At 64.8% G+C, this 22,682-nt stretch carries 23 protein-coding genes; 13 read left to right on the forward strand and 10 right to left on the reverse strand.

Annotation, left to right across the window (positions count from 1 at the left end; all coding sequences use genetic code 11):
- Positions 1 to 48: 48 nt before the first annotated feature.
- A complete protein-coding gene (locus APH25_RS19310; RefSeq protein WP_060483048.1) occupies positions 49 to 954 on the forward strand; it encodes an alpha/beta fold hydrolase in 906 nt (301 codons plus the stop codon).
- A gap of 236 nt (positions 955 to 1,190) precedes the next feature.
- On the opposite strand, the gene APH25_RS19315 is transcribed toward APH25_RS19310, so the two are convergent.
- On the reverse strand, positions 1,191 to 1,973 hold the full coding sequence (locus APH25_RS19315; protein WP_060483049.1) for an IclR family transcriptional regulator: 783 nt from the start codon (positions 1,971 to 1,973) through the stop codon (positions 1,191 to 1,193).
- Positions 1,974 to 2,145: 172 nt separating this feature from the next.
- Between APH25_RS19315 and hmgA the strand changes: the two genes are divergently transcribed.
- From hmgA to maiA, 3 genes are read left to right on the forward strand one after another with little or no spacing between them, the layout of a single operon-like run.
- Positions 2,146 to 3,447, forward strand: a complete 1,302-nt coding sequence (gene hmgA, locus APH25_RS19320; RefSeq protein WP_060483050.1) for a homogentisate 1,2-dioxygenase — start codon at positions 2,146 to 2,148, stop codon at positions 3,445 to 3,447.
- A 2-nt stretch (positions 3,448 to 3,449) separates the two neighbouring features.
- Positions 3,450 to 4,742, forward strand: a complete 1,293-nt coding sequence (fahA, locus tag APH25_RS19325; RefSeq protein WP_060483051.1) for a fumarylacetoacetase — start codon at positions 3,450 to 3,452, stop codon at positions 4,740 to 4,742.
- Positions 4,743 to 4,753: 11 nt separating this feature from the next.
- A complete protein-coding gene (gene maiA, locus APH25_RS19330; protein WP_028633297.1) occupies positions 4,754 to 5,383 on the forward strand; it encodes a maleylacetoacetate isomerase in 630 nt (209 codons plus the stop codon).
- Here the strand turns inward: maiA and APH25_RS19335 are convergent.
- A complete protein-coding gene (locus tag APH25_RS19335) occupies positions 5,380 to 6,186 on the reverse strand; it encodes a transglutaminase family protein (RefSeq protein WP_028633296.1) in 807 nt (268 codons plus the stop codon). The two genes, maiA and APH25_RS19335, sit on opposite strands and share 4 nt — an antisense overlap.
- Before the next feature lie 121 nt (positions 6,187 to 6,307).
- Here APH25_RS19335 and APH25_RS19340 point away from each other — a divergent pair, with 121 nt between their 5' ends.
- Positions 6,308 to 7,327 carry a Glu/Leu/Phe/Val dehydrogenase dimerization domain-containing protein gene (locus tag APH25_RS19340; protein WP_060483052.1) on the forward strand — a complete coding sequence of 340 codons (1,020 nt, stop codon included), beginning with the start codon at positions 6,308 to 6,310 and terminating at the stop codon, positions 7,325 to 7,327.
- Positions 7,328 to 7,369: 42 nt separating this feature from the next.
- Here the strand turns inward: APH25_RS19340 and APH25_RS19345 are convergent, their stop codons facing one another.
- Complete coding sequence (locus tag APH25_RS19345) at positions 7,370 to 7,633, reverse strand: YebG family protein (RefSeq protein ID WP_028633294.1); 264 nt, start codon at positions 7,631 to 7,633, stop codon at positions 7,370 to 7,372.
- Between the two features lie 212 nt (positions 7,634 to 7,845).
- Here APH25_RS19345 and APH25_RS19350 point away from each other — a divergent pair, with 212 nt between their 5' ends.
- Positions 7,846 to 8,316, forward strand: coding sequence for a phosphate-starvation-inducible protein PsiE (locus tag APH25_RS19350; protein ID WP_028633293.1), 471 nt, complete (start codon positions 7,846 to 7,848; stop codon positions 8,314 to 8,316).
- A 3-nt stretch (positions 8,317 to 8,319) separates the two neighbouring features.
- On the opposite strand, the gene APH25_RS19355 is transcribed toward APH25_RS19350, so the two are convergent.
- The 5 genes from APH25_RS19355 to APH25_RS19375 form a co-directional block, all read right to left on the reverse strand.
- On the reverse strand, positions 8,320 to 8,610 hold the full coding sequence (locus APH25_RS19355) for a DUF3509 domain-containing protein (RefSeq protein WP_028633292.1): 291 nt from the start codon (positions 8,608 to 8,610) through the stop codon (positions 8,320 to 8,322).
- 149 nt (positions 8,611 to 8,759) lie between these two features.
- Positions 8,760 to 9,107: an HPF/RaiA family ribosome-associated protein gene (locus tag APH25_RS19360; RefSeq protein ID WP_028633291.1), complete on the reverse strand. Its 348-nt coding sequence runs from the start codon at positions 9,105 to 9,107 to the stop codon at positions 8,760 to 8,762.
- Between the two features lie 189 nt (positions 9,108 to 9,296).
- Entirely contained in the window at positions 9,297 to 11,621 is a 2,325-nt protein-coding gene (fecA, locus tag APH25_RS19365; protein ID WP_060483053.1) for a TonB-dependent Fe(3+) dicitrate receptor FecA, read from the reverse strand.
- A gap of 117 nt (positions 11,622 to 11,738) precedes the next feature.
- Positions 11,739 to 12,665, reverse strand: a complete 927-nt coding sequence (locus tag APH25_RS19370; RefSeq protein WP_060483054.1) for a FecR domain-containing protein — start codon at positions 12,663 to 12,665, stop codon at positions 11,739 to 11,741.
- Positions 12,662 to 13,162 carry a sigma-70 family RNA polymerase sigma factor gene (locus tag APH25_RS19375; RefSeq protein WP_028633288.1) on the reverse strand — a complete coding sequence of 167 codons (501 nt, stop codon included), beginning with the start codon at positions 13,160 to 13,162 and terminating at the stop codon, positions 12,662 to 12,664. The genes APH25_RS19370 and APH25_RS19375 overlap by 4 nt, the downstream gene beginning before the upstream one ends.
- Before the next feature lie 174 nt (positions 13,163 to 13,336).
- On the opposite strand from APH25_RS19375, the gene APH25_RS19380 reads away from it, so the two are divergent.
- The 6 genes from APH25_RS19380 to APH25_RS19405 all read left to right on the forward strand — a co-directional run bounded on the left by APH25_RS19380 (position 13,337) and on the right by APH25_RS19405 (position 19,609).
- Complete coding sequence (locus APH25_RS19380; protein ID WP_028633287.1) at positions 13,337 to 13,642, forward strand: DUF3649 domain-containing protein; 306 nt, start codon at positions 13,337 to 13,339, stop codon at positions 13,640 to 13,642.
- Positions 13,639 to 15,216 carry a PepSY domain-containing protein gene (locus APH25_RS19385; protein ID WP_060483055.1) on the forward strand — a complete coding sequence of 526 codons (1,578 nt, stop codon included), beginning with the start codon at positions 13,639 to 13,641 and terminating at the stop codon, positions 15,214 to 15,216. The genes APH25_RS19380 and APH25_RS19385 overlap by 4 nt, the downstream gene beginning before the upstream one ends.
- Positions 15,216 to 15,542, forward strand: coding sequence for a DUF3325 domain-containing protein (locus APH25_RS19390; RefSeq protein ID WP_028633285.1), 327 nt, complete (start codon positions 15,216 to 15,218; stop codon positions 15,540 to 15,542). The genes APH25_RS19385 and APH25_RS19390 overlap by 1 nt, the downstream gene beginning before the upstream one ends.
- Positions 15,543 to 15,621: 79 nt before the next feature.
- On the forward strand, positions 15,622 to 16,122 hold the full coding sequence (locus tag APH25_RS19395; protein WP_236404157.1) for a sigma-70 family RNA polymerase sigma factor: 501 nt from the start codon (positions 15,622 to 15,624) through the stop codon (positions 16,120 to 16,122).
- Positions 16,119 to 17,105 (forward strand): FecR domain-containing protein, encoded by a 987-nt coding sequence (locus tag APH25_RS19400; protein ID WP_060483056.1) that lies wholly within the window; start codon positions 16,119 to 16,121, stop codon positions 17,103 to 17,105. Before APH25_RS19395 ends, APH25_RS19400 begins: the two co-directional genes overlap by 4 nt.
- Positions 17,106 to 17,218: 113 nt before the next feature.
- Entirely contained in the window at positions 17,219 to 19,609 is a 2,391-nt protein-coding gene (locus tag APH25_RS19405; protein ID WP_060483057.1) for a TonB-dependent siderophore receptor, read from the forward strand.
- A 20-nt stretch (positions 19,610 to 19,629) separates the two neighbouring features.
- On the opposite strand, the gene APH25_RS19410 is transcribed toward APH25_RS19405, so the two are convergent.
- Complete coding sequence (locus APH25_RS19410; RefSeq protein WP_028633281.1) at positions 19,630 to 20,505, reverse strand: helix-turn-helix domain-containing protein; 876 nt, start codon at positions 20,503 to 20,505, stop codon at positions 19,630 to 19,632.
- A 195-nt stretch (positions 20,506 to 20,700) separates the two neighbouring features.
- Between APH25_RS19410 and APH25_RS19415 the strand changes: the two genes are divergently transcribed.
- A complete protein-coding gene (locus APH25_RS19415) occupies positions 20,701 to 21,603 on the forward strand; it encodes a DMT family transporter (RefSeq protein WP_060483058.1) in 903 nt (300 codons plus the stop codon).
- A gap of 9 nt (positions 21,604 to 21,612) precedes the next feature.
- Here APH25_RS19415 and APH25_RS19420 read toward each other — a convergent pair whose 3' ends face one another.
- On the reverse strand, positions 21,613 to 22,587 hold the full coding sequence (locus tag APH25_RS19420) for a D-glycerate dehydrogenase (RefSeq protein WP_060483059.1): 975 nt from the start codon (positions 22,585 to 22,587) through the stop codon (positions 21,613 to 21,615).
- Between the last annotated feature and the right edge of the window lie 95 nt (positions 22,588 to 22,682).

A 22,682-nucleotide genomic window follows, 5' to 3' on the forward strand; every position in this document is an offset into this window, starting at 1 on the left:
AATGACCGCAGCCTTGCCCTATCACGTTGACTAACCGGGTTCCTTCCGATGCCTATGGCCGAAATTCCATTGTGCGTCTGGCGTACCCGGGGACAGAGTTTCACTTTCCGGGGCCAGAGCATCCGCTACTGGACCGCAGGGCAAGGAGCGCCCCTGCTTTTGTTACACGGTTTTCCCACGGCCAGTTGGGACTGGCACTACCTGTGGGGGCCATTGTCGCAGCGCTTTCGGGTGATTGCCTGCGACATGCTGGGTTTCGGCGACTCGGCCAAACCCGTTGACCACGCCTACACCCTGATGCACCAGGCTGACCTGCAACAGGCACTGCTCGACCATCTGCACGTGGCGCAGCCTGTGCACCTGCTGGCTCACGACTACGGCGGCAGTGTCGCCCAGGAACTGCTGGCCCGGCACCGCGAGCAGCGTGCCAACATTGCCAGCTGCGTCTTCCTCAACAGCGGGCTGTTCCCGGAGCATGCGCGGCTGTTGCTGTTGCAGAAACTGCTGCTGAGCCGGGTGGGCTGGCTGGTGGCGCGCTCATTCGGGCGTGATGACCTGGTGCGCAACATGACGCGGGTATACGGCCCCTGCACCCACCCGAGCGAGAGTGCCCTGGATGATCTGTGGAGCCTGGTGGCGGCCAACCGGGGTACGCGCATTCTGCACAAGCTGGCGAATTATGTACCAGAGGCCAGGGCGTACCGTGATCGCTGGGTGCATGCGCTGCAGGGTGTCAACGTACCGCTGCGCCTCATCAATGGTGCGGCAGACCCGCTGTGTGGCGCCCATATGGCTGAACGCTACCGGCAGCTGGTGCCGGATGCCGACGTGGTGCTGCTCCAAGGTATAGGCCATTACCCTCATAACGAGGCGCCGGTGCAGGTGCTGCGTCATTACCTTGCATTTCGAGAGCAGATAGACCGCTGCACCCTTCAGCAGGTGGCATGGTCCTAGGGCGATGCGTGGTCGGCAGCCTGTGAACAGGCAAAAAAAACCGCTGCAAGCCGCAGCGGTCAATCGAGACGTCAGATCAAGGAGCTTCAAAATCAACGTCGTTCCGGCATGCCTGAAAAGCGGGGGGAAAGCCCATCAGGCCGGCCAGTGGTTCAAGAATAAGCACTTGATCCGCCGAGAAAAATAGCCACTTGCGACATTCACCTTTACATCAGGGGCAACAGTGCAGCCGGCCCTCAGGCTTCAGTGGCATGCCCCATGCGCCAGCTCACCTCGCGTGCGGCCGCCAGCAACTGCCGGGCGGCTGGCCCGTGCTCGTCGGCATGGAACATCGAGGTAGGCCCCACCACCGTCATCACCGCTGCAATCTGCCCCATGGCGTTGAATACCGGGGCAGACAAGGCATCCACCCCTGGCATCAGCAAACCATGCACGTGGTGCAGGCCCCGCTCACGGATCCCGGCCAGCAACCCGTGGTAGTGCTCGGCGCCCTGCTGCAGGGTTGCAAGCTCTCGTTCAAGCAATTCGGCCGTTTCGCGCTGGGGAAGGTGGGCAGCGAATACCAGCCCGGTGGACGAAGTAAGCAACGGCAGCACCGAGCCGATCTGCGTGACCACGGTAACCGCCCGCACCGCCGGTTCGATGCTGATCACGGTGGCGCCCTGGTTGCCCCATACCGCAATGAAGCAGCTCTCGTTCAGCGCGTCGCGCAGCTGCGACAGCGGCAGGGCGGCGATCTTCAGCACGTCGATGCTGCCCAACGCCGCCAGGCCCACCCGCAGGGCTTCACGGCCCAGGCCGTAGTGGTTGGTGGCGGCATCCTGCTCGGCGAAGCCACTGGCAATCAAGGCCTGCAGGTACCGGTGCACCTTGCTCGCAGGCATCTGCACATGTTCGGCGAGGCGTGACAACGACGTGGAGGGGGACAGCTGCGCCAGGGCTTTGAGGATGTCGGTACCCACCTCCGCCGAGCGGACTTTCTGCTTGCCATTGTCGGTGGAGGTGCTGGCACGGGCCATGGGGTGTCGTCTTCTGCAGTCTTCAGTCGGGCCTTTATAGCTTGACGCCAGGCACGGGGCAAATTACGTTATCCGTAATCTGATTACGATAATAACAATGCAGACCTGCTGGCGGCCCCACGACCCTGCCGGCAACTGCCCGAACAGGCTCTGCCAGAGCCCGGAGGCACCGATGGACCGCGAGCTGTCACCCGACCTTCACTACCTGAGTGGCTTTGGCAACGAGTTCGCCAGCGAAGCGCTGCCGGGTGCCCTGCCAGTGGGGCAGAACTCCCCGCAAAAGGCCCCCTATGGGCTGTATGCCGAGCTGCTGTCGGGTACCGCCTTCACCATGGCCCGCAGCGAGCTGCGCCGTACCTGGCTGTACCGCATTCGCCCTTCGGCGCTGCACCCTCGCTTCGAGCGCCTGGCCCGCCAGCCGCTGGCCACGCCACTGGGGGCTGTCACCCCCAACCGCCTGCGCTGGAACCCGCAGCCTATCCCCGCAGAGCCGACTGACTTCATCGAAGGCTGGCTGCCGATGGTGGCCAATGGGCCTGCCGATAAACCGGCGGGTGTGAGCGTGCACGTCTACCGTGCCAACCGTTCGATGCAGCGCGTGTTCTTCAATGCGGACGGCGAGCTGTTGCTGGTGCCCGAGCAGGGCCGCCTGCGCATCGCCACCGAGCTGGGTGTGATGGAGGTAGAGCCGCTGGAGATTGCAGTGATCCCCCGGGGCATGAAGTTTCGGGTGGAACTGCTGGACGGCCAGGCCCGGGGCTACCTTGCCGAAAACCATGGGGCGCCCCTGCGCCTGCCCGACCTTGGGCCAATTGGCAGCAATGGCCTGGCCAACCCCCGGGACTTCCTCACCCCGGTGGCACATTACGAAGCGCTGGAGGGGCCGGTGCAACTGGTGCAGAAGTTTCTGGGCGAGCACTGGGCTTGCGAGCTTCAGCATTCCCCGCTGGACGTGGTGGCCTGGCATGGCAGCAACGTCCCTTACAAATATGACCTGCGCCGTTTCAACACCCTGGGCACGGTCAGCTTCGACCACCCCGACCCGTCCATCTTCACTGTGCTCACCTCGCCGAGCAGCGTGGACGGCTTGGCCAACATGGACTTCGTTATCTTCCCGCCGCGCTGGATGGTGGCCGAAAACACCTTCCGGCCACCGTGGTTCCACCGCAACCTGATGAACGAATTCATGGGCCTGATCGCCGGTGCCTACGATGCCAAGGCCGAGGGTTTCCTGCCCGGGGGTGCTTCGCTGCATGGGGTGATGAGCGCCCATGGCCCGGATGCCGACACGTGCAGCAAGGCCATCGCTGCCGACCTGGCGCCGCACAAGATCGACAGCACCATGGCCTTCATGTTCGAGACCAGCCAGGTGCTGCGCCCAAGTCAGCAGGCCTTGGCATCCCCACACTTGCAGGCCGACTACGACAGCTGCTGGGCCACCTTGCCCAGCACGTTCAACCCGAACCGGAGATAAGCATGAACCACACCGTCATGGCCCGCAGCTGGGTCGAACATGCCAACGGGCACGCAGACTTCCCGTTGCAGAACCTGCCGCTGGGTATTTTCAGCCGGCCGGGTGAGGCGAGGCGCTGCGGCGTAGCCATCGGCGATGCCATCCTGGACCTGCAAGCGGTACTTGCCGCGGGCCTTTTCCATGGCCAGGCCAAGGCTGCCGCCGAGGCGACGGCGGGTGGCGCCCTGAATGCCTTCTTTGCACTGGGCCGCAACGCACGGGTGGCCTTGCGCGGTCGACTGTTGGAACTGCTGGGCGAGCACAGCGAGCACCAGGCAGCGTTGAAGCCGGCGCTTTATCCTGCCAATGATTGCCAGCTGCACGTGCCAGCGCAGATCGGCGATTACACCGACTTCTACGTGGGCATCGAACATGCCACCAATGTGGGCAAGCTGTTCCGCCCCGACAGCCCGCTGCTGCCCAACTACAAGTACGTGCCCATCGGTTACCACGGCCGCGCCTCCACCATTCGCCCGTCTGGCACCGACGTGCGCCGGCCCAAGGGCCAGACGCTGCCTGCCGGGCACAGCGAACCCCGTTTCGGCCCCTGCGCACGGCTGGATTACGAACTGGAGCTGGGCATCTGGATTGGCCAGGGCAATGACATCGGCCAGGCTATTCCCATCGGCGAGGCGGGGGAACACATCGCCGGCCTGTGCCTGCTCAACGACTGGTCGGCACGGGATATCCAGGCCTGGGAGTACCAGCCGCTGGGGCCGTTCCTGTCCAAGAGCTTTGTCACCAGCATTTCGCCCTGGGTGGTAACGGCCGAAGCGCTGGAGCCGTTCCGCTGCGCACAGCCCGCCCGCCCGCAAGGTGACCCGCAACCGCTGCCGTATCTGCTCGGCGCCCAGGACCAGGCTGCCGGTGCATTCGACATCGAGCTGGAAGTGCTGCTGCTCACCGAGCGCATGCGCAACGAAGGCCAGGCCCCCCATCGCCTGACCCTGAGCAATACCCGCAGCATGTACTGGACAGCCGCGCAGCTGGTGGCCCATCACAGCGTGAACGGTTGCCAGTTGCAGCCGGGCGACCTGTTTGGTTCGGGCACGCTGTCGGGGCCGACGGCAGGTTCGTACGGCAGCCTTCTGGAAATCACCGAAGGTGGCAAACAGGCGGTGGAGCTGGCCAACGGTGAGGTCCGCACGTTCCTTGAGGACGGTGACGAGATCATCCTGCGTGCGCGCTGCCGGCGCGAGGGTTCGGCCAGTATCGGTTTCGGCGAATGCCGCGGCACGGTCGTCGCAGCCAACTGAGGGGCAGAGGCATGGAGCTGTATACCTACTACCGTTCCACCTCGTCCTACCGGGTACGCATCGCGCTGGGGCTCAAGGGGCTGGGCTGGCAGGCGGTGCCGGTCAACCTGTTGCAGGGCCAGCAGCGGGGGGCCGGGTACCTTGCGCTCAATCCGCAGGGGCGGGTGCCGGCGCTGCGCACCGATCAGGGTGAACTGCTGGTGCAGTCGCCTGCAATCATCGAATACCTGGAGGAAGCCTACCCCGATCCCGCGTTGCTCCCGGCTGATGCTGCAGCGCGCGCCAGGGTGCGTGGGGTGGCCGCAATCATCGGCTGCGATGTTCATCCGCTGCACAACGTTGCTGTGCTCAACCGGCTGCGCGAGGCCGGGCACGGGGAGGTACAGGTCAACCAGTGGGTTGGGCATTGGGTCACTCAGGGCCTGGCTGCCGTCGAGCAACTGATCAGTGACCACGGCTACTGCTTCGGGACCGCACCGGGTATGGCGGATGTGTACCTGATTCCGCAGCTTTATGCGGCCGAACGCTTTGCCGTTGACCTGTCGCGGTATCCGCGTATCCGTCGGGTGGCTGCGCTGGCCGGGCAGCATCCGGCATTTCAGCAGGCACACCCGTCGCGCCAGCCTGATGCCCCTGTCTAGTGGATGGAGCGCTTGCCGCTGGGTAACTGAGCCAGGCGTTTGCTGAGCGTCAATTGCTGAACAGGGTCCTCGGTCAGCAGCATGGCCCGTTCAAGATCGAAGCGTTCGGCTTGCGGGCAATCGAGTACCTGATACAAATTGGCCCGGGCAAGGTAATCACCCACCTGCACCGGCCCCATTTGCATCACCCGCTCGGCATCGATCAACGCCGCCAGCGGAGCATCGTTGCTGGCGTGCAGTTGTCGCAGGTTGCGTGACAGGCGTTGCAGCATCTGCATCGGGCTGGCCACCAACAGGTGCTCACCCGACAGCGTCACCCCGGGGCCGTATTGGCGTATCAACAGCTCACGGCAGTCGTTGGGGTACAGGCGTCTGCCGCCGCAAGGGTCGAGCAGGTGGTCGGCGCCAGGCACCCGCAGCAGAAAATGGCCAGGGAAGCTCACCCCTTCCAGCGGAATGGACAAGCGCTGCGCAAGCTCCAGGGCAAGCAGGGCCAAAGTAAGGGGTTGGCCCCTGCGGCGCTGCAGCACCTGGTTCATCAGGGCGGCATGGGGGCGCAGCGGTAGGTACTCATCCTGCTGGAAGCCAAGGGCAGCGAGCTGACGCAACAAGGGCTGGGCCAGTTCGTTGACGGGCAGCATCGGCAAATGGCTGCTGATTTCAAATTGCAGGCCCTGCACTGTGGCCAGGCCAGCGCCCGGCTCGACGCCGGGGTCATGCTCGGCGGCAATCCACAGGGCGGCTTCCAGCAGGGCGACCGGTTGGCGGTCGAGGCAGGCCAGGCAGGCTTGACGTGGCTTCATGGGCTTCTCCACACACGCTTGAGTATTGGCCGCACGGAGGGTTTAGTCCAGTGGTCCGGTGAGCCGCCGGGTGCGCTGCAGGTGCCTATACTGACTGCAGCACTTCATGGGGGCCAGGCCGATGTTCGCGCTGATGCAAAGCACCCGTACCCAGTCACTGCACCTGTTCAACGACCCACAGACAGGCCTGAAAGCCGTGGTCGCCATCCACAACGAGCGGCTGGGCCCTGCCATGGGTGGTTGCCGCTACCTGCCCTATGCCGATGATGAAAGTGCCATGACCGACGCCATCGCCCTGGCCCAGGGCATGAGCTACAAGGCCGCGCTGGCAGGGCTCGCCCTGGGTGGCGGCAAGGCGGTGGTCATGCGCAACCCCCACGTGGAAAACCGCGCCGCCTTGTTCCAGGCGCTTGGCCGCTTCATCGATACCTTGCAGGGGCGCTTCGTGGTTGCCGTGGACAGTGGCACATCCACCCTCGACATGGACTGCATCGCCCAAGGCACCCCCCACGTCACCAGCACCACCGCCTGTGGCGACCCGTCGCCCCACGCAGCGCTCGGCGTATTTGCCGGGCTCCGGGCCACCTCCTATGCACGGCTGGGCAGCTACAACCTCGAAGGGCTGCGCGTGGCGGTACAGGGGTTGGGCAATGTGGGCTATGCCCTGGCGGAACAGCTACACGCTGCAGGTGCCGAACTGCTGGTGAGCGACCTGGACCCGGGCCGGGTGCGCCTGGCGGTGGAGCAGCTGGATGCGCACCCTGTGGCCCATGATGCATTGGCCAGCACCCCGTGCGACATCTTCGCCCCCTGTGCGGTGGGGCCGGTGCTGAACGGGCACAGCGTGATGCAACTGCGGTGCGCGGCGGTGGCGGGGGCGGCAAACAATCAGCTGACCAACCTGCAGGTGGCTGACCAGCTTGAAGCCCGCGGTATTCTGTATGCGCCAGATTATGTCATCAATGCCGGGGGGCTGATCCATGTGGCCCTCACCCATGCAGGCGAGAACAGTGCGGCTATTGCTGCGCATATTGCGCGCATACCTGCACGCCTCACCGAAGTATTCGGCCATGCTCAGGCCGAAAAGCGCTCGCCGGCACGGGTTGCGCAAACGCTGGCGGAGCGTTTGCTGTATACCTGACGGCGTGTTGGCCTGCCCCTGCAATGCAGGGCGCAGCCTGGCTTATTCGGCGGCGCTGCCTTCGAGCAGTTCTGCCAGTGCATCAGGCTGGCTCTTGAAAGCACGGGCGAATACGTCACGGTTTTTCGCCATGTAGATGCCGGCTTCTTCCACCTGCTGTTCAGTCAACGACGGCACGGCCTTGTGCAGCACCTCGGCCAGGCGCTCCGCCAGTTCGAGCATCTTGTCGTGACGGTCTGCTTCGGCCTTATCCATGAACAAGCGCTCCGGGTCGCGGCTGCTGCGGTACACCACTTCGACGGCCATTCATCACCTCTATGCCTTTATGCTGGTTTACTGTATCTATATACAGTAATGGCATTGGTTGCATCGCGCAAGCCCGTTCTTCACAGGCGCCCAGGCGTGCCCTGCGGCAATCAGCCGCCTTCCAAGGCAAGGGCCTGGCCCTTTAACTGCATGGCACAAGCGTCACACCGGTGACGCATCATCCTTCAAGACGTATCGGGGAATGGAACATCGTGAACATCAAATGGGCAGAGAAACTGCGCAAGGGCCTGCATGGTTCGGCCGACTCGCTGGGCAACCTGTGCGTGGAGGCGTTCCATTACCTGGCCCTGTTCGGCATTGGTGCGATCACGGCCTATGCTGCCGTGGTGACCTTTCTGGACATGCTGGGCAAGGGCGGCATCAGCGTCGATGACATCCTGCTGCTGTTCATCTACCTGGAGCTTGGGGCGATGGTGGGGATCTATTTCAAGACCAACCACATGCCCATTCGCTTTCTGCTCTACGTGGCCATCACCGCGCTCACTCGCTTGCTGATCGGGGACGTGTCGCACCACAAGGCGCCGGATGTGGGGCTGCTGTACCTGTGCGGGGGCATTTTGCTGCTGGCGTTTTCCATCCTGGTGGTGCGCTACGCGTCGTACCGCTACCCGTCCACCAAGGTGCTGGATGCCAACGGCCGCAATGTGGAGGAGGGCAAGTAACCCTCAGTTGGCAACTACGTGGCGCTGTTGGGCAGCCCCGTCGCGGGTCAGTGCGGCCAACACCTGCATCGGGTTCTGGCTGCGGTCGATGGCCAGGCCCAGGCGAATGCTGTCGATGACGCGCTGCAGGCGCACCGGGTCATTGCGCTGTGCCTTGCTGATCAGCCGCTTGGCCGCCACGCCCGAGTCGTCGGACAGGGTCAGCATGATGCTGCCATCAAGCGCCTCGATGCTCAGGTTGACCCGGAACTGCGGGCTGAATGCGTCGTTGATGCTGGCAAATGGGTTGGTCATGGGCGTGCTTCTGCAACGGGACAATGCAGAAATTGACTGGCGGGGGAGGGGGCGGGTTCAGGACCGTTTATCGGTACCTGTAAAAAAATAATGCGATGTCATCAGGTTGTAAGGGGGCCATTGGGCGGGGCCCCCTTACATTCACACCATCAGGCTTCCGGGTCGACTAGCTCCAGCGTGCCGCGCTTGCTGCGCAGCTTGCCGTAGAAATGTTCCAGGGCGTGGCTGAGCTTGGTGGCTGCGCCGTCGACTGCCTGGTCGACCGAAGTGGCAGTGTGGGTCACGGAAATCGGCTGGTGGCCTTTGGGGCGAGCCTCCATCTGGCAGCGTTTGTCATGCGGTCCGGGCTTGGCGCCGTTCTCGTCGCGCAGGTGGACCTCGATGCGGGTGAGGTCTTCTTCGTAACGTTCCAGCGAGGTTTGCAGTGTGCTGCGTACCCACTGGTCGAGCCGGGCGTTGCTTTCGAAATGGTTGCTGCTGTTGACCTGGATTTGCATGATTCAATCCTTATTCAGCTTGCTCGCATGGAGGCGCGCCTAGGTCCTTGAGACCCCTGGAATTTCTGCGCCTCTTGACTCTAAGGTCAGGCAACTGGATGACGAATTCAAGCCCTTTGGCAAAATAAATTTCTTGTTGCAAAGTACGCTGCTGCCATCTACCTGGTCTCACCGTTCGCCCGTCTGGCTTCAGAACTCAACCGACGTCTGTACATACAAGGTGCGGGGTTCGCCCACGTACTTGCCCTTGTTGTTGTCGTCATAGGAGCGCGTGTAGTACTCGCGGTTGAACAGGTTTTTCACCCCCACGGCGACCTTGAGGTTGGCCAGCTGCGCGCCAAAATCGTAGCCGGCGCGGGTGCTCACCACCCCGTACCCCGGGATGCGGCCGGTGCTGCCGTCGGCGCTTTCAGGGCCGGTGTTGGCGTTGTCGGCGTACTGCGCGCTCTGGAAGCTGCCGTCCAGGTTCAGTTGCCAGGGCCCCTGGGTGTAGCCCACGCCCAGGTTGCCTTTGTGCCGGGACGAGAACGGCACCTGGTTGCCCTTGTTCGGCCCGTCCTCGCGGATGGTGGCGTCGACGAAAGCGTAGCTGGCATGCACGTCGAAGCCGGTCAGCGCCGGGCTCAGGCCGTCGAGGGCATAGCGGACGCTGGTTTCGATGCCCTGGTGACGGGTTTCACCACGGGCGATCACCGAATCATTGGTCTGGTTGCTTTCGTACTGGTTGTCGAAATTGATCAGGAACGCGCCGATCTCAGCCTGCAGGTCGCCGCTGTCGTAGCGGGTACCCACCTCCCAGGTGCGGGCTTTCTCTGGCTTGACCTCGCCACTGTTGACCCGGTTCGGCATCTGGCTGTACTGCACGCTGCCGAACGAGCCTTCGGTGTTGGCGTACAGGTTCCAGGCGTCGGTCAGGTGGTACATCACGTTCAGCGCTGGCAAGGCGGTGTTGTAGCTGCCCTGGTAGCGTTGGCCGCTGAGGTTGTTGTTCTGGGCCGAATCGATCATTTCGTAGCGAATGCCCGGGGTGATGGTCCAGCGGCCGATGTCGATGCGGTCGTCCAGGTACAGGGCGTGGGCTTCGGTGCTGCCGCGGGTGTCGCGGTCGTTGCGGCTGGCGGTGCTGGGCAGCCTGCCGTTTACCGGTTCACGGTAGCGCAGCTCGTGGCCGGCCTCGTTCACGTAGCGGTAGCCGATGCCCACCTCATGCCAGCTGTCGCCCAGGGCCAGGCCCTGGGAAAAACGCGTTTCGATACCGCGCACCCAGTACTCGCGAGGCGACAGCGAAACGAAATTGCCTTGGTCCAGGTAGCCGCTGCGCAGGGTGTTGGTAAAGAAGCTGTTGATGCTGAACTGGCGGTCGTCCTGCTTGTAGTCATACCCTGCGTTGACCAGGGTGCGACGCCCCCAGAAGCGGTCTTTCAGGCGCGTCGACTGGTAAGGGTCGGCGTCGAAGGCTGCCTTGCTCAGGCCGCCCGGCATGTCGGCCTCGCCCTCGTAGTACTGCGCCATTGCATGCAGGCTGTTGGCTTCATCCAGTTGCAGTTTGCCTTTGACGATCAGGTCGTCAATCTGCGTGTCGCTGTGTTCACGCCAGTCGCCACCCCGGGTGCCGGAGTACAGCAGGGCACCGCCCAGGCCGTTGTCGTTGGTGCCACCGACCAGCAGGTTGGCCGTGTTCTTGAAGCCGTCGTGGCTGGACGAGGGGCTGATCTGGTTCTGCATGGCCGCCTTGAACGTGGCCTGCTCTGGGATCGCGCGGGTAACGAAGTTGACGATGCCCCCGACGTTCTGCGGGCCATAGCGTACGGCCCCGCCACCGCGTACCACGTCCACGGCGTCCATGTTGCCCATGCTCAACGGCGCGAGCGACAGTTGCGGCTGGCCATAGGGCGCGAAGGGCACCGGGATGCCGTCCATCAGCACGGTCGAGCGCGAAGCCAGGCGTGGGTTCAAGCCGCGGATGCCGAAGTTCAGTGCCAGGTCGTGGCTGCCAGTACCGTTGTTGTCCGGTGCGTTCACGCCGGGCATACGGTTGAGCACCTCACGGGCCGTGGTGGCGCCGCTGCGTTCGAAGTCCTCGCGGCGTACCACATCCCGGGCGCCTGGGTGTTCGAACACATTGTCCTGACGGGCATCGGCCAGCCAGTCACCCACCACCGTCGAAGCGCCCAGCTCCAGGGGTGCGTTGGCGGTGGTGGTGGCGACCGGTTGCAGGCTGAAGGCGTTGTCGGCCTCCTGGTGGGCCTGCAGGCCGCTGCCGCGCAGCAGCGCGTCGAGCCCCTGGCGCATGTCGTACTCACCTTGCAGGCCTTGCGTGCGCAGGCCAGCGGTCACGTGCGAGCCAAACGAAATCAGCGCGCCACTCTCGCGGCCGAACTGGTTGAGGGCGTCTTCGAGTGCACCGGGGGCGATGTGGTAGCTACGGTTTTCAGCCTGGGCGGCGGGCACGGCCAGGCCAAGGGTGGTGGCCAGCAGCATAGCGTGAACAAGTGGGCGAGGGCGCAGCAGCATGGGGCGGGTCCTGAAAAGAGTGGAGTTGCCATGTCTGTCACGCGAGGTTGGGAAAATGGCTCACTGCATGGGGGATTTTTTTGCGGCTGCTGTGCAGCCAACAGGGCACGACCGGCTTCAGCCGAGGGCAGGCTCCACTTTGACCCAGTAGCGGGTAAACCGGCGCACCCGCACAGGCAGCGCCACCTCGAGCATGTCGAGGATGCGCTCGCTGTCATTCAACGGATAACTGCCCGACAGGCGCAGGTCTGCAACCCGGTCACTACAGCCCAGTTGGCCATGGCGATAGCGCCCCAGCTCAGCCAGGAAGTCTGCCAGGCGCATCTGCGAGGCAACCAGCATGCCTTCCACCCATGCCCCGACATTGCGGTCGAGCGGGGCCTGCCCGTGCCAGGCGCCACTGAAGCGCGCCTGCTGCCCGGCCACCAGCAAATGACCGTCGGCATCCGCCACGCCATCGAACACAGCCACCTGGCTGTAGCCTTGGAACTGGCGCACGTTGTAGCGCCCGCTATCCAGGCGGAGGTCGCCTTCGGCGGTACGCAACAGCAGCGGCCGCGCCTGCCTGGCCACCTGCAGCGCCAGCTCGCCCTCCAGCAGCCGCACCCGTCGCTGCTGCAGGTCGATCTGCACATCGGCAGCGCTGCCGGTATTGAGCTGCAAAACACTGCCATCGGCCAGCGGCAGGCGGCGGCGCTGGCCCACCGGGCTGCGGTAGTCCGCCATCAGGCCGGGCAACGGGTTGTGCTGCTGAAGGCCCAGGCCAGTAGCGCTGGCCAGCGCCGCCAGCAGCAGGGCTTTCATGGCCCGGCGCCGGGCGGGCGAGGGCGGCGCCTGCAGGGTGGCGTGCAGCACCGGGGCCGCAACGCTACGCATGCGCTGGTTGACCCGCTGGATATGTGCCCAGGCCCGCTGATGTTCCACGTCTGCCAGCAACCAGCACTCCAGTGCCCGCTGCTGCGACTGGTCGAACGCGTCGCCTTGGGATTCCACCAACCAGTGCACGGCCTGCTCAGCCACCCGCCGGGAAAATGTCGGGTTCACAGGGCAAAGTAGCAGCGCATCGCCGCCTTGCTCAGGTAGCGTTTGACCGTGGCCAGGGAAATGCCCAGCTTGCGGGCAATCTCGCCCTGGCCCAGGCCATCGACCTGCGCCAGCAGGAAGGCCTGCCTGACCAGCGGCGCCAGGCCGTCCAGCAGGCGGTCGAGTTCAAGCAGGGTGTCGAAAATGATCGCCTTGTGCTCTTCGCTTGGCGCTACCGCTTCAGGTACCTGCGCCAGTGCCTGCAGGTAGGCACGTTCAAGTTCCTGGCGGCGGTAGTGGTTGCACAGTACCCGCTTGGCCACGGTAGTGAGGAATGCCCGTGGCTCGGCCAGTTGCGGTGCTTCACGCGCCTGCAGCAGCCGCACATAGGTGTCCTGCGCCAGGTCGGCGGCGCTGTGCGGGCAGCCCAGGCGGCGGCGCAACCAGGCGGTGAGCCAGCTGTGATGGGCGTTGTACAGGCCTTCGACGGTGGATGTGAGCGCGCTTGGCACCGGCATACCTCGGCGCCGACGGCGCGACTGGTAGTAATAATTGTTCGCATTATATTTGTGCTGCGATAGCGGTGCAATCCGTTGCCGTGCACAGCGGCCGGCGAGGGCCGACAAACGAGCTTTGCTTATGAGAATTCAAATCATTATTATTGCTCACTCGCTAACACCCGGACCCTCGCCATGACGCGCAAAACCGCCGGCATCACGCTCAGCTACCGCCTGGCCGTGGCTTCCCGCAGCCTGGCTGCGCTGCTCGGGGGTTATGCGTTGGCATCCGTGGCCAGCGTTTGTATCGCCTTGCTGGCACCCCTCGCCGCGGTCGATGCCACGCTGGTCGGGCTGATGGTGTCGTTTGTGTTCTACGTGCTGGCCTTCATCTGGTGCTTCGCCTGCCGCACGGCCTGGCAAGCCTGGCTGGGGGTGCTGGCGCCGGGTGTATTGATGGGTGTGCTGAGCGCCCTTGCCTACGGGATGAAAACCCCATGAAAGAAGGTTTCCGCCAGGCCATGGCCTGGTTGCACACCTGGACAGGCCTGCTGTTCGGCTGGCTGCTGTTTGCCATCTTCCTCACCGGCACCCTCACGTATTTCAAAGACGAAATCACACACTGGACCCAGCCAGAAATCCGCAGCCATGCCGTGGAACCCGCCCGGGCCCTGGACATGGCCCAGCGTTACCTGCAGGCAAATGCCGCACAGTCGAGCACCTGGTTCATCCGCATGCCCAGCGACCGCGAAGCGGCCCTAAGTGTGGGCTACCGCGACCCCAACGGCGGGCGGCGCGGCTTCGTCAGCAAGACCCTCGATACCCAGACCGGCCAGCCCGTCGAGGCCCGCGACAGCCGGGGTGGCGAGTTCTTCTACCGCTTCCATTTCCAGTTGCAGATGCCGCACCCGTTTGGCCGCTGGCTGTCGACCTTCTGCGCCTTGATCATGCTGCTGGGCCTGGTCACCGGCATCATTACCCACAAGAAGATCTTCAAGGAGTTCTTCACCTTCCGCCCAGGCAAAGGCCAGCGCTCGTGGTTGGACGGGCACAACGCCATTGGCGTGCTGGTGCTGCCGTTCCACCTGATGATCAGCTACAGCAGCCTGGTGCTGTTCATGTACCTGGTGATGCCAGCGGGCATCACGGCCCACTACGGCAACGACACCGAAAAGTACTTCAATGACCTGTTCGGTGGCGATGAAACACCGGCCGCCGCCCAGGTTGCCGCGCCGCTCACCCCGCTGCCTGCCCTGTACGCCAAGGTGCAGGCGCTGCAGCCGGGCACCCGGGTGGGCAACATTCGCGTGGAAAACCCGGGCGACAGCAATGCGCGGGTCACCTTGTCCCAATCGGCAGCTGACCATGTCGCCTACCGGCGCAGCGCCAACTGGACCTTCGACGGCGCCAGTGGCGCGCTGTTGGGCCAAGGCAAGCCTGAGAGCGGGGCGATGATGACTGCGTTCAGCTTTGCCGGGCTGCACATGGGCAACTTCGCCGGCCCGTGGCTGCGCTGGCTGTACTTCTTCTTCGGCCTGGCCGGCACGGCAGTGATCGGCACCGGGTTGGTGATGTGGCTGGGCAAGCGCCAGCTCAAGCACGCCAAAAGCCCGCACTTACCCATGGAATTACGGCTGGTGGAAGTGCTCAACATCGCCAGCATGAGTGGCCTGCTGCTGGCTGTGGCCAGTTTCTTCTGGGCCAACCGCTTGCTGCCAGCCACGCTCGAAGGCCGGGGGGATTGGGAGGTCAACGTGTTCTTCATCAGCTGGGGCCTGTCGCTGGTGCATGCCGTGCTGCGCAGCGGCCGACGGGCCTGGGCCGAGCAACTGGCGCTGGGGGCATTGGCCTTCGCTTTGCTGCCCCTGCTCAACGCCCTTACCACCGACCGTGGGCTGGGTAACTCGCTGCAGACCGGTGACTGGACCATGGCCGGGTTTGACCTCACGGCACTGGCCAGCGGTGTGTTCCTGGCCTGGCTGGCCAGCAAGATGCTGCGCACCCCCAAGGTGGCCGCCAAGCGCACCCCGCGCGCTGCCCGCAATGCGGCCACCGAACCTGCGGAGGCAAGCTGATGCTGGGCAATGCACTGATCGCCTTCGCCGGCTTCGCAGCCCTGTGCCTGGCCATGGAAAAACACTTCAGCGACCTGCTGGGGCGCAAGCCGCGCCCCGGGCAACTGAAGGCCCTGCAGGTGGCGGGCTGGTTGCTGCTGGTGCTGTCGCTGGTGCTCAGCGTGCACCTGCGTGGCTGGGCCTACGGCTTGGTGGAGTGGGCGGCGGTGATCATGGCGGGGGTGACCTTGTGGGTGTTTGTCTTGCCGTACCAGCCCCGCCTGCTGCTGAAGCTGGCCGCTGTCAGTGTGCTGATGGGGCCGTTATTGGCCCTGTTCGCCGTTTGATGCCGTGGCCCAGCCTGAAGATGAGGTACAACCCGTTGCCGACACCCTCGGCAGCCGGGTGCGCTTCACCCAGGTTTTCATGGCCCAGCGGGCGCGCATGGAGGCCTTGGTCAGCCGCCGGGTGGGCTGCCGGGCCACGGCGTCAGACCTGGTCCAGGAGTTGTTCCTGCGCTTCTGGGGGCGGCCCGAAGTCAAGGTAGAAGCGCTCGATACCTACTTGCTGCGCTGCGCCGGCAACCTGGCCATCGACCACCTGCGCAGTGAAGGCAGCCGCGAGCGTGCAGCGGAAGGCGCGTTGCCTGCCGATGAGCACAGCCCAGGCCAAACCCCCGAACAGGCCCTGGAAGTGGCCCACGACCTGCAACGCATCGAGGCCGCCCTGCGGGCGCTGCCCGAACGCACCCGGCAGATCTTCCTGCTCAACCGCGTGCATGGTTGCAAGTACGGCGAGATCGCCAGCGCTATGCAACTGTCCCAGAGCGCTGTGGAAAAGCATATGATGCGCGCCCTGCAAGCGTGCAAGGCCAGTGTTGCCGAGCCCGCGTCCACTCCACGCCGGCCAGGGAGCGCCCACCGATGAGCCGTCTACCGCCAATCACCGACGCGCAGTTCCAGGCCGCCTCGCAGTGGCTGGGCCGCATCAACGAGCAGCCGGCGCAGGCCCACGGCGCCGCGTTCAGGCGCTGGCTGCTGGCCGACCCACAGCACCCTGCGGCCTATGCCCAGGCCCAGTCGGCCTGGCACAACAGTGGGCCTGTTGCCGCCGCCCTGGCCGCTGAAGACCAGCACGCCCTGCAAGGCTACCTCGATGCCATGGCCCGGCCTGTGCCCCGGCGGCCCTGGGGGCGTCGGGTGGCCGGGCTGGCCGCTGCGGCGTGCCTGGTGCTGGCGTTGGGCATGGCCGGGGGCTGGCAGCCGGGCTACTGGATTCAGGATTTGCAGGCCGACTACAGCAGCGCCGGGCAGGTGCGGCACGTCACCTTGCCCGACCAGTCCCAGGTGACCCTGGATGCCCACAGTGCGATCGCTGTGCAGTTTGCCCAGGGTCAGCGCCGGGTGCGGTTGCTGCATGGCGCTGCGTTCTTCCAGGTGACGCACACCGGCGAGCCGTTTTTGGTCGACGCCGCAGGGGGGCAGGTGCGCGTGCTGGGTACCCAATTCGAGGTGCGCGACCAGGGTGCCGGGGCGCAGGTGACGGTACGCAGTGGCCGGGTGGCGGTAAGCCCGGCCCAAGGCGCCGCGGGCCGTGAGCTCACGGCCAACCAGCAGGTGATGTACGCCTCTGGCCAGGTCGGCAATACCGTCATGGTCAACAGCGACAACCGCCTGGCCTGGCGCGAGGGCTGGCTGAACTACTCCCAGGCGCCGCTGGCGCAGGTGCTGGACGACCTTGGGCGCTACTACCCTGGGCGAATCCTGCTGCTCGACGATGCCCTGGGGCAACGGCTGGTCAGTGGCAGCTTCCCGGTTGCCGAGCCGCTGATGGCGCTGGAGTCCCTCGGCAAGGTGGTCGGCTTCGAGCGGCAGACGGTGCTAGGGCGCCTGACCCTGATCCGCCCGTAGCCGGCTGCGCAAAAAAACTGTTGTGTGGGGGTGAGGTAATCGCTCGCCGCATCCGTGTAATGAGTGGAAGTGCGATTCATTCGCAGTGATTACCCTCTCACAGGTCAGCGTTCATGAAGTTCACCTCGCGTTGCGTTCCCCTCTGGCTTGGCCTTGCCGTGCTGCCGCCGCTCACTGTCGCCCCCTTGGCCAGCGCCGCTGAGCAGTCGCAGGCCTATACCTTTGCCCAACCAGCGCAGCCGCTGGCCCAGGCCCTCAACGCGTTCAGCCGCACCACCGGCCAAAGCGTGCTCTACACCTTGGCGTTGCCGGCGGTACAGGCACCGGCCTTGCAAGGCCGGTTCAGTGCCGAGCAGGCGCTGCAGCAGTTGCTCGGTAGCGCCGGCCTGGCATGGCGCCGCGTGGACGCACGCACGCTCACCGTGGAAGCGCCGGACACATCCGGTGCCCTCAGCCTCCAGGCCACCACCGTCACTTCGCAACTGGACAGCACCAGCTACCAGCCACCGGCCACCGCATCGATCATGCGCGGGCAGGGGCCCAACCAGGACATCCCCCAGGCCATCAACGTGGTGCCGGCGCAGGTCATCCGCGACCAGGCGCCGCGCAACCTGGACGATGCCCTGGCCAATGTCAGCGGCATCACCCAGGGCAACAACTTCGGTGGCACGGCAGACACCGTGATGAAGCGCGGCTTTGGCGACAACCGCGACGGCTCGATCATGCGCGACGGCATGCCGGTGGTGCAGGGCCGCGCCCTCAATGCCAGCACCGAGCGGGTGGAAGTGCTCAAAGGCCCGGCCTCGCTGCTGTATGGCATCCAGGACCCGGGTGGGGTGATCAACGTGGTCAGTAAACGGCCGCAACTGGAGCAGTACAACGCCCTGACCGTGCGCGGCTCCAGCTATGGCAGCGGCAAGAATGGCAGTGGCGGTGGCTTCGACAGCACCGGTGCACTGGGTGACAGCAACTTCGCCTACCGCCTGATCGCCGATCATGAAGACGAAGACTACTGGCGCAACTACGGCGTGCACCGTGAAACCTTGATAGCGCCTTCGCTGGCCTGGTTGGGCGAGGACACCCAGGTAGTGCTGGCCTACGAACACCGGGAGTTTCTCTCGCCGTTCGACCGCGGCACGGCCTTCGGCAATGATGGGCACCCGCTGAACATTCCGGCCACACGGCGCCTGGATGAGCCATTCAATGACATGCAGGGGCGCTCGGACCTGTACCGGCTGGAGGTGGGCCACCAGCTCGCCGACGACTGGAAGCTGCACCTGGGCTACAGCTTCAACCGCGAAACCTACGACGCCAGCCAGGTGCGCGTCACCGGCATCAACACGCGCAACGGCACGCTCACCCGCAGCATCGACGGTACCCAGGGCGCCATGAGCCGTGACCAGTTCGTGACCCTGAGCCTGGCCGGCAATGTGCAACTGGCCGGCATGCAGCATGACCTGCTGTTTGGCGTGGACCACGAAGACCGCAAGATCTACCGCGCCGACCTGATCCGCCAGACCCCCAAGTCGGTGTTCAGCTACCTGAACCCGGTGTATGGGCGTGAAGTGGAGGGCACCACTGTGCGCGCCAGCGACAGCGACCAGACCGACAAGCTGCGCACCGACGCGGTATTCCTGCAGGACGCGCTGCACCTGGACGACCACTGGATCCTGGTGGCGGGTGGGCGCTTCCAGCAGTACGACCAGTACGCCGGTCGCGGCCGCCCGTTCAAGGCCAACACCGATATCAGCGGCCAGACCTGGGTGCCCCACGCCGGTATCGTCTTCAAGGTGGACGAACAGCTGTCGTTCTATGGCAGCTACAGCGAGTCGTTCAAGCCCAATTCCACCATCGCGCCGCTGGCCGGCAATGTGGTGCTGGACTCAGCAATCGCGCCGGAAGAGGGCAAGTCCTGGGAGCTGGGCGCCAAGCTCGATGTGCCTGGCCGCATCACCGGCACCCTGGCGCTGTTCGATATCACCAAGCGCAACGTGCTGGTGTCCAACTTTGACTCAACCACCCGCGAAACGGTGTACAGCAATGCTGGTGAAGTCAGTTCGCGTGGCGTCGAGCTCGACCTCACCGGCCAGTTGAGCGAGCGGTGGAGCCTGATCGGCAGCTACGCCTTCACCGACGCCAAGGTGACAAAAGACCCGGCCCTGGAAGGTAACCGCTTGCAGAACGTGGCCCGGCATGGGGCTTCGCTGTCGGCGGTGTATGACTTCGGCAACCTGTTCGGTGGCGACAACCTGCGGGTGGGTGCGGGGGCGCGGTATGTTGGCGAGCGCCCGGGCAACGCCACCAACACCTTCGACCTGCCGTCCTACACCGTGGCCGATGCCTTTGCCAGCTACGAAACCAAACTGGACGAGCACAAGGTGCGCCTGCAACTGAACGTGAAGAACCTGTTCGACAAGGTGTATTACAGCTCGGCGGTCAACCAGTACTTCGTCGCCCTCGGCGATGCCCGGCAGGTCAGCGTGTCCAGCACGCTGGAGTTCTAAGGCGCGCTTGCCGCCTCGGTTCAGCGGCTGAACGCCCGCCGGTATTCGCCAGGTGTCGCCCCCAGCGCCTGGCGGAAGCGGTTGGTGAAGTGGCTGGCGCTGGCAAAGCCGCAGGCCATGGCCACGTCGCCCAGTGGCGTGCCGCCCAGGCGCAGCAGTTGGCAAGCCCGCTGCAGCCGGCGGGCTAGCAGGTACTGGTGCGGGGGGAGCCCGAAACTGGTGCGGAACATGCGCGCGAAATGGTATTCGGACAGGTTGCAGCGCACGGCCAGCTCGCCCAGGGTGAGTGGCTGGGCCAGGTGCGCCTCGATGTAGTCGATCAGTTGGCGCCGCAGGTTCGGCGCCAACCCCCCTTTGAGCCGCAACCCATCACGCACACCCACCTGGCTGAGCAGGGCGTGGTCGACCACTTCGTGTGCAAGGCTGCTGGCCAGCAGGCGTTCTGCGGGTTCGTCCCAACCCAGCTGTATGAGCTGGCGAAACCGCCGGGCCTGCTGCGGGTCATCCGTGAAGGTGGCCTCCTGCAACTGCAGCTCGCGGGGTTCACGGTCGAGCAGGCGCACACAGCCCAGGGCGTACTGCGCCTCGCTCACATACAGGTGGGCGACACGAATGGTGCCATTGATCACCCAGTTGGACTCGTGCCCGGCCGGGAGTATGCACAGCTTGTCCGGTGCGCCTTTGTCTGCCGGGCGCTGGCGGCGGAAGGTGCCGGTGCCATCGTCGATGTAGCACGACAAGGTGTGATGGCTGGGCGCCTGGTAGTCGCGCGCGTCGTCGCGGTTGTGCCACAGCGCAGCCGCCAGGCCGTCACCCAGGTGCGCGCTGAGTTCCAGCCGGGCATTGGGCGAGGCATGCATGGCATTGAACACGTGCAACTGGTCGAGTGGGGTCATGGGCAATTCCTCTTGCCAGCCATCCTACTGAGCCTGGGGCAGGCTTACAGCTACCTGCGAAACAAATGCGCAAGTTTATGCAAGCCGCAGTGGGCTATCCGGATGAAACTCGGATCCTGGACGCCTGCAGGAGCCGGCTTGCCGGTGATAGGCCGCATCGCGCCCTTTGTCTAACCCCACCGCCTGAGGCCCCCGATGAACCTGTCACTCTACCTGCTCACCGTCCTGATCTGGGGCACCACCTGGATCGCGCTGAAACTTCAACTGGGCGTGGTCGCCATCCCGGTATCCATCGTCTACCGCTTTGCCCTCGCCGGGCTGATCCTGTTCGCCGTGCTGTTGCTCACCCGCAAGCTGCAAGCCATGAACCGCCGTGGTCACTGGCTGTGCCTGGCCCAGGGCGTGTGCTTGTTCTGCGTCAACTTCATCTGTTTTCTCAGTGCCAGCCAATGGATCGCCAGCGGCCTCATCGCGGTGGTGTTTTCCACTGCCACGCTGTGGAACGCGCTCAACGCCCGCTTGTTCTTCGGCCAGAAGATCGCTGCCAATGTGCTCGGCGGTGGGGCGTTGGGGCTAGCCGGCCTGGGGCTGTTGTTCTGGCCGGAGCTCTCGCACCATGCCGCCAGCCGTGAAACCCTGTACGGCCTGGGCCTGGCGCTGCTGGGCACCCTGTGCTTCTCGGCAGGCAACCTGTTGTCGAGCATGCAGCAGAAGGCCGGGCTCAAGCCGATGACCACCAATGCCTGGGGCATGATGTACGGGGCCGGTATGCTGGCGGTGTTCTGCGTGCTGGCCGGCGTGCCGTTCACCCTGGACTGGAGCATGCGGTACATCGGTTCGTTGCTGTACCTGGTGGTGCCGGGTTCGGTGATCGCCTTTACGGCCTACCTGACGCTGGTCGGGCGCATGGGGCCGGAACGTGCGGCCTATTGCACGGTGCTGTTCCCACTGGTGGCGCTGAACGTGTCGGCAGCGGTGGAGGGGTATCAGTGGACGCCGGCGGCGCTGCTGGGGCTGGTGGCGGTGATGGCAGGCAATGTGCTGGTGTTTCGCAAGCCCAAGGCCAGGGCGGCCCCGGGCGTGCCAAGGTCGGTATAGAACGGCCGATCAGCCTTTCCATACTTGCGGGTTCACCAGGTCCTGGGGGCGCTCGCCCAGCAGGGCTGCCCGCAGGTTGTCGATGGCGCGGTTGGCCATGGCTTCGCGGGTTTCTGCCGTGGCCGAGCCAATGTGCGGCAAGGTCAGGGCATTGGGCAGTTTGAACAGCGGCGAGTCGGCCAGCGGCTCCTTCTCGTACACATCCAGCCCGGCGCCGCGAAGGGTGCCGTTTTGCAGTGCATTGATCAGTGCCGCCTCGTCCACCACCGGCCCGCGGGCGATGTTGATCAGGAACGCGCTGGGCTTCATCAACTGCAGTTCCCGTGCGCCGATCAGCTTGCGGGTGGCATCGGACAACGGCACCACGATGCAGACAAAATCGGCTTCGGCCAGCAACTGGTCCAGGCTGCGGAACTGCGCGCCCAGTTCCTGTTCCAGTGCGCTCTTGCGGCTGTTGCCTGCGTAGATTACCTGCATGTTGAAACCGAACCGGCCGCGGCGGGCAATGGCGGCACCGATGTTGCCCAGGCCGACGATACCCAGGGTCTTGCCGTGCACGTCGCTGCCGAACTGCGCCGGCCCCACGGTCGCCTGCCAGTTGCCGGCCTTGGTCCAGGCATCCAGTTCAGCGGTACGCCGGGCACAGCCCATGACCAGCGAAAACCCCAGGTCGGCGGTGCTCTCGGTCAATACATCCGGGGTGTTGGTCAGGGCAATGCCGCGCTCGTTGAAATAGTCCAGGTCGTAGTTGTCGTAGCCCACCGACACACTGGACACCACCTCCAGCTTGCCTGCGCCCTCCAGCTGCGCCCGCCCCAGCTTGCGGCCCACACCGATCAGGCCATGGGCTTCAGGCAGCGCTTCGTTGAACTGGGCACTGATGTCGCCGAGCTTGGGGTTGGGCACGATCACGTTGAAGTCATGCTGCAGGCGCTCGGCCATTGCTGGCGTGATGCGGCTGAAGGCCAGGACAGTCTTTTTCATCGAAACACCCTTCGGACGGAAAGCTACAAGCTACAAGCTGCAAGCTGAAAGCTGCAAGTTGGAAGCGGCAAGATGAAGCGTGATTGGGTTGGAGA

Source organism: Pseudomonas sp. NBRC 111119 (assembly GCF_001320125.1).
Classification (GTDB): Bacteria; Pseudomonadota; Gammaproteobacteria; order Pseudomonadales; family Pseudomonadaceae; genus Aquipseudomonas; species Aquipseudomonas parafulva.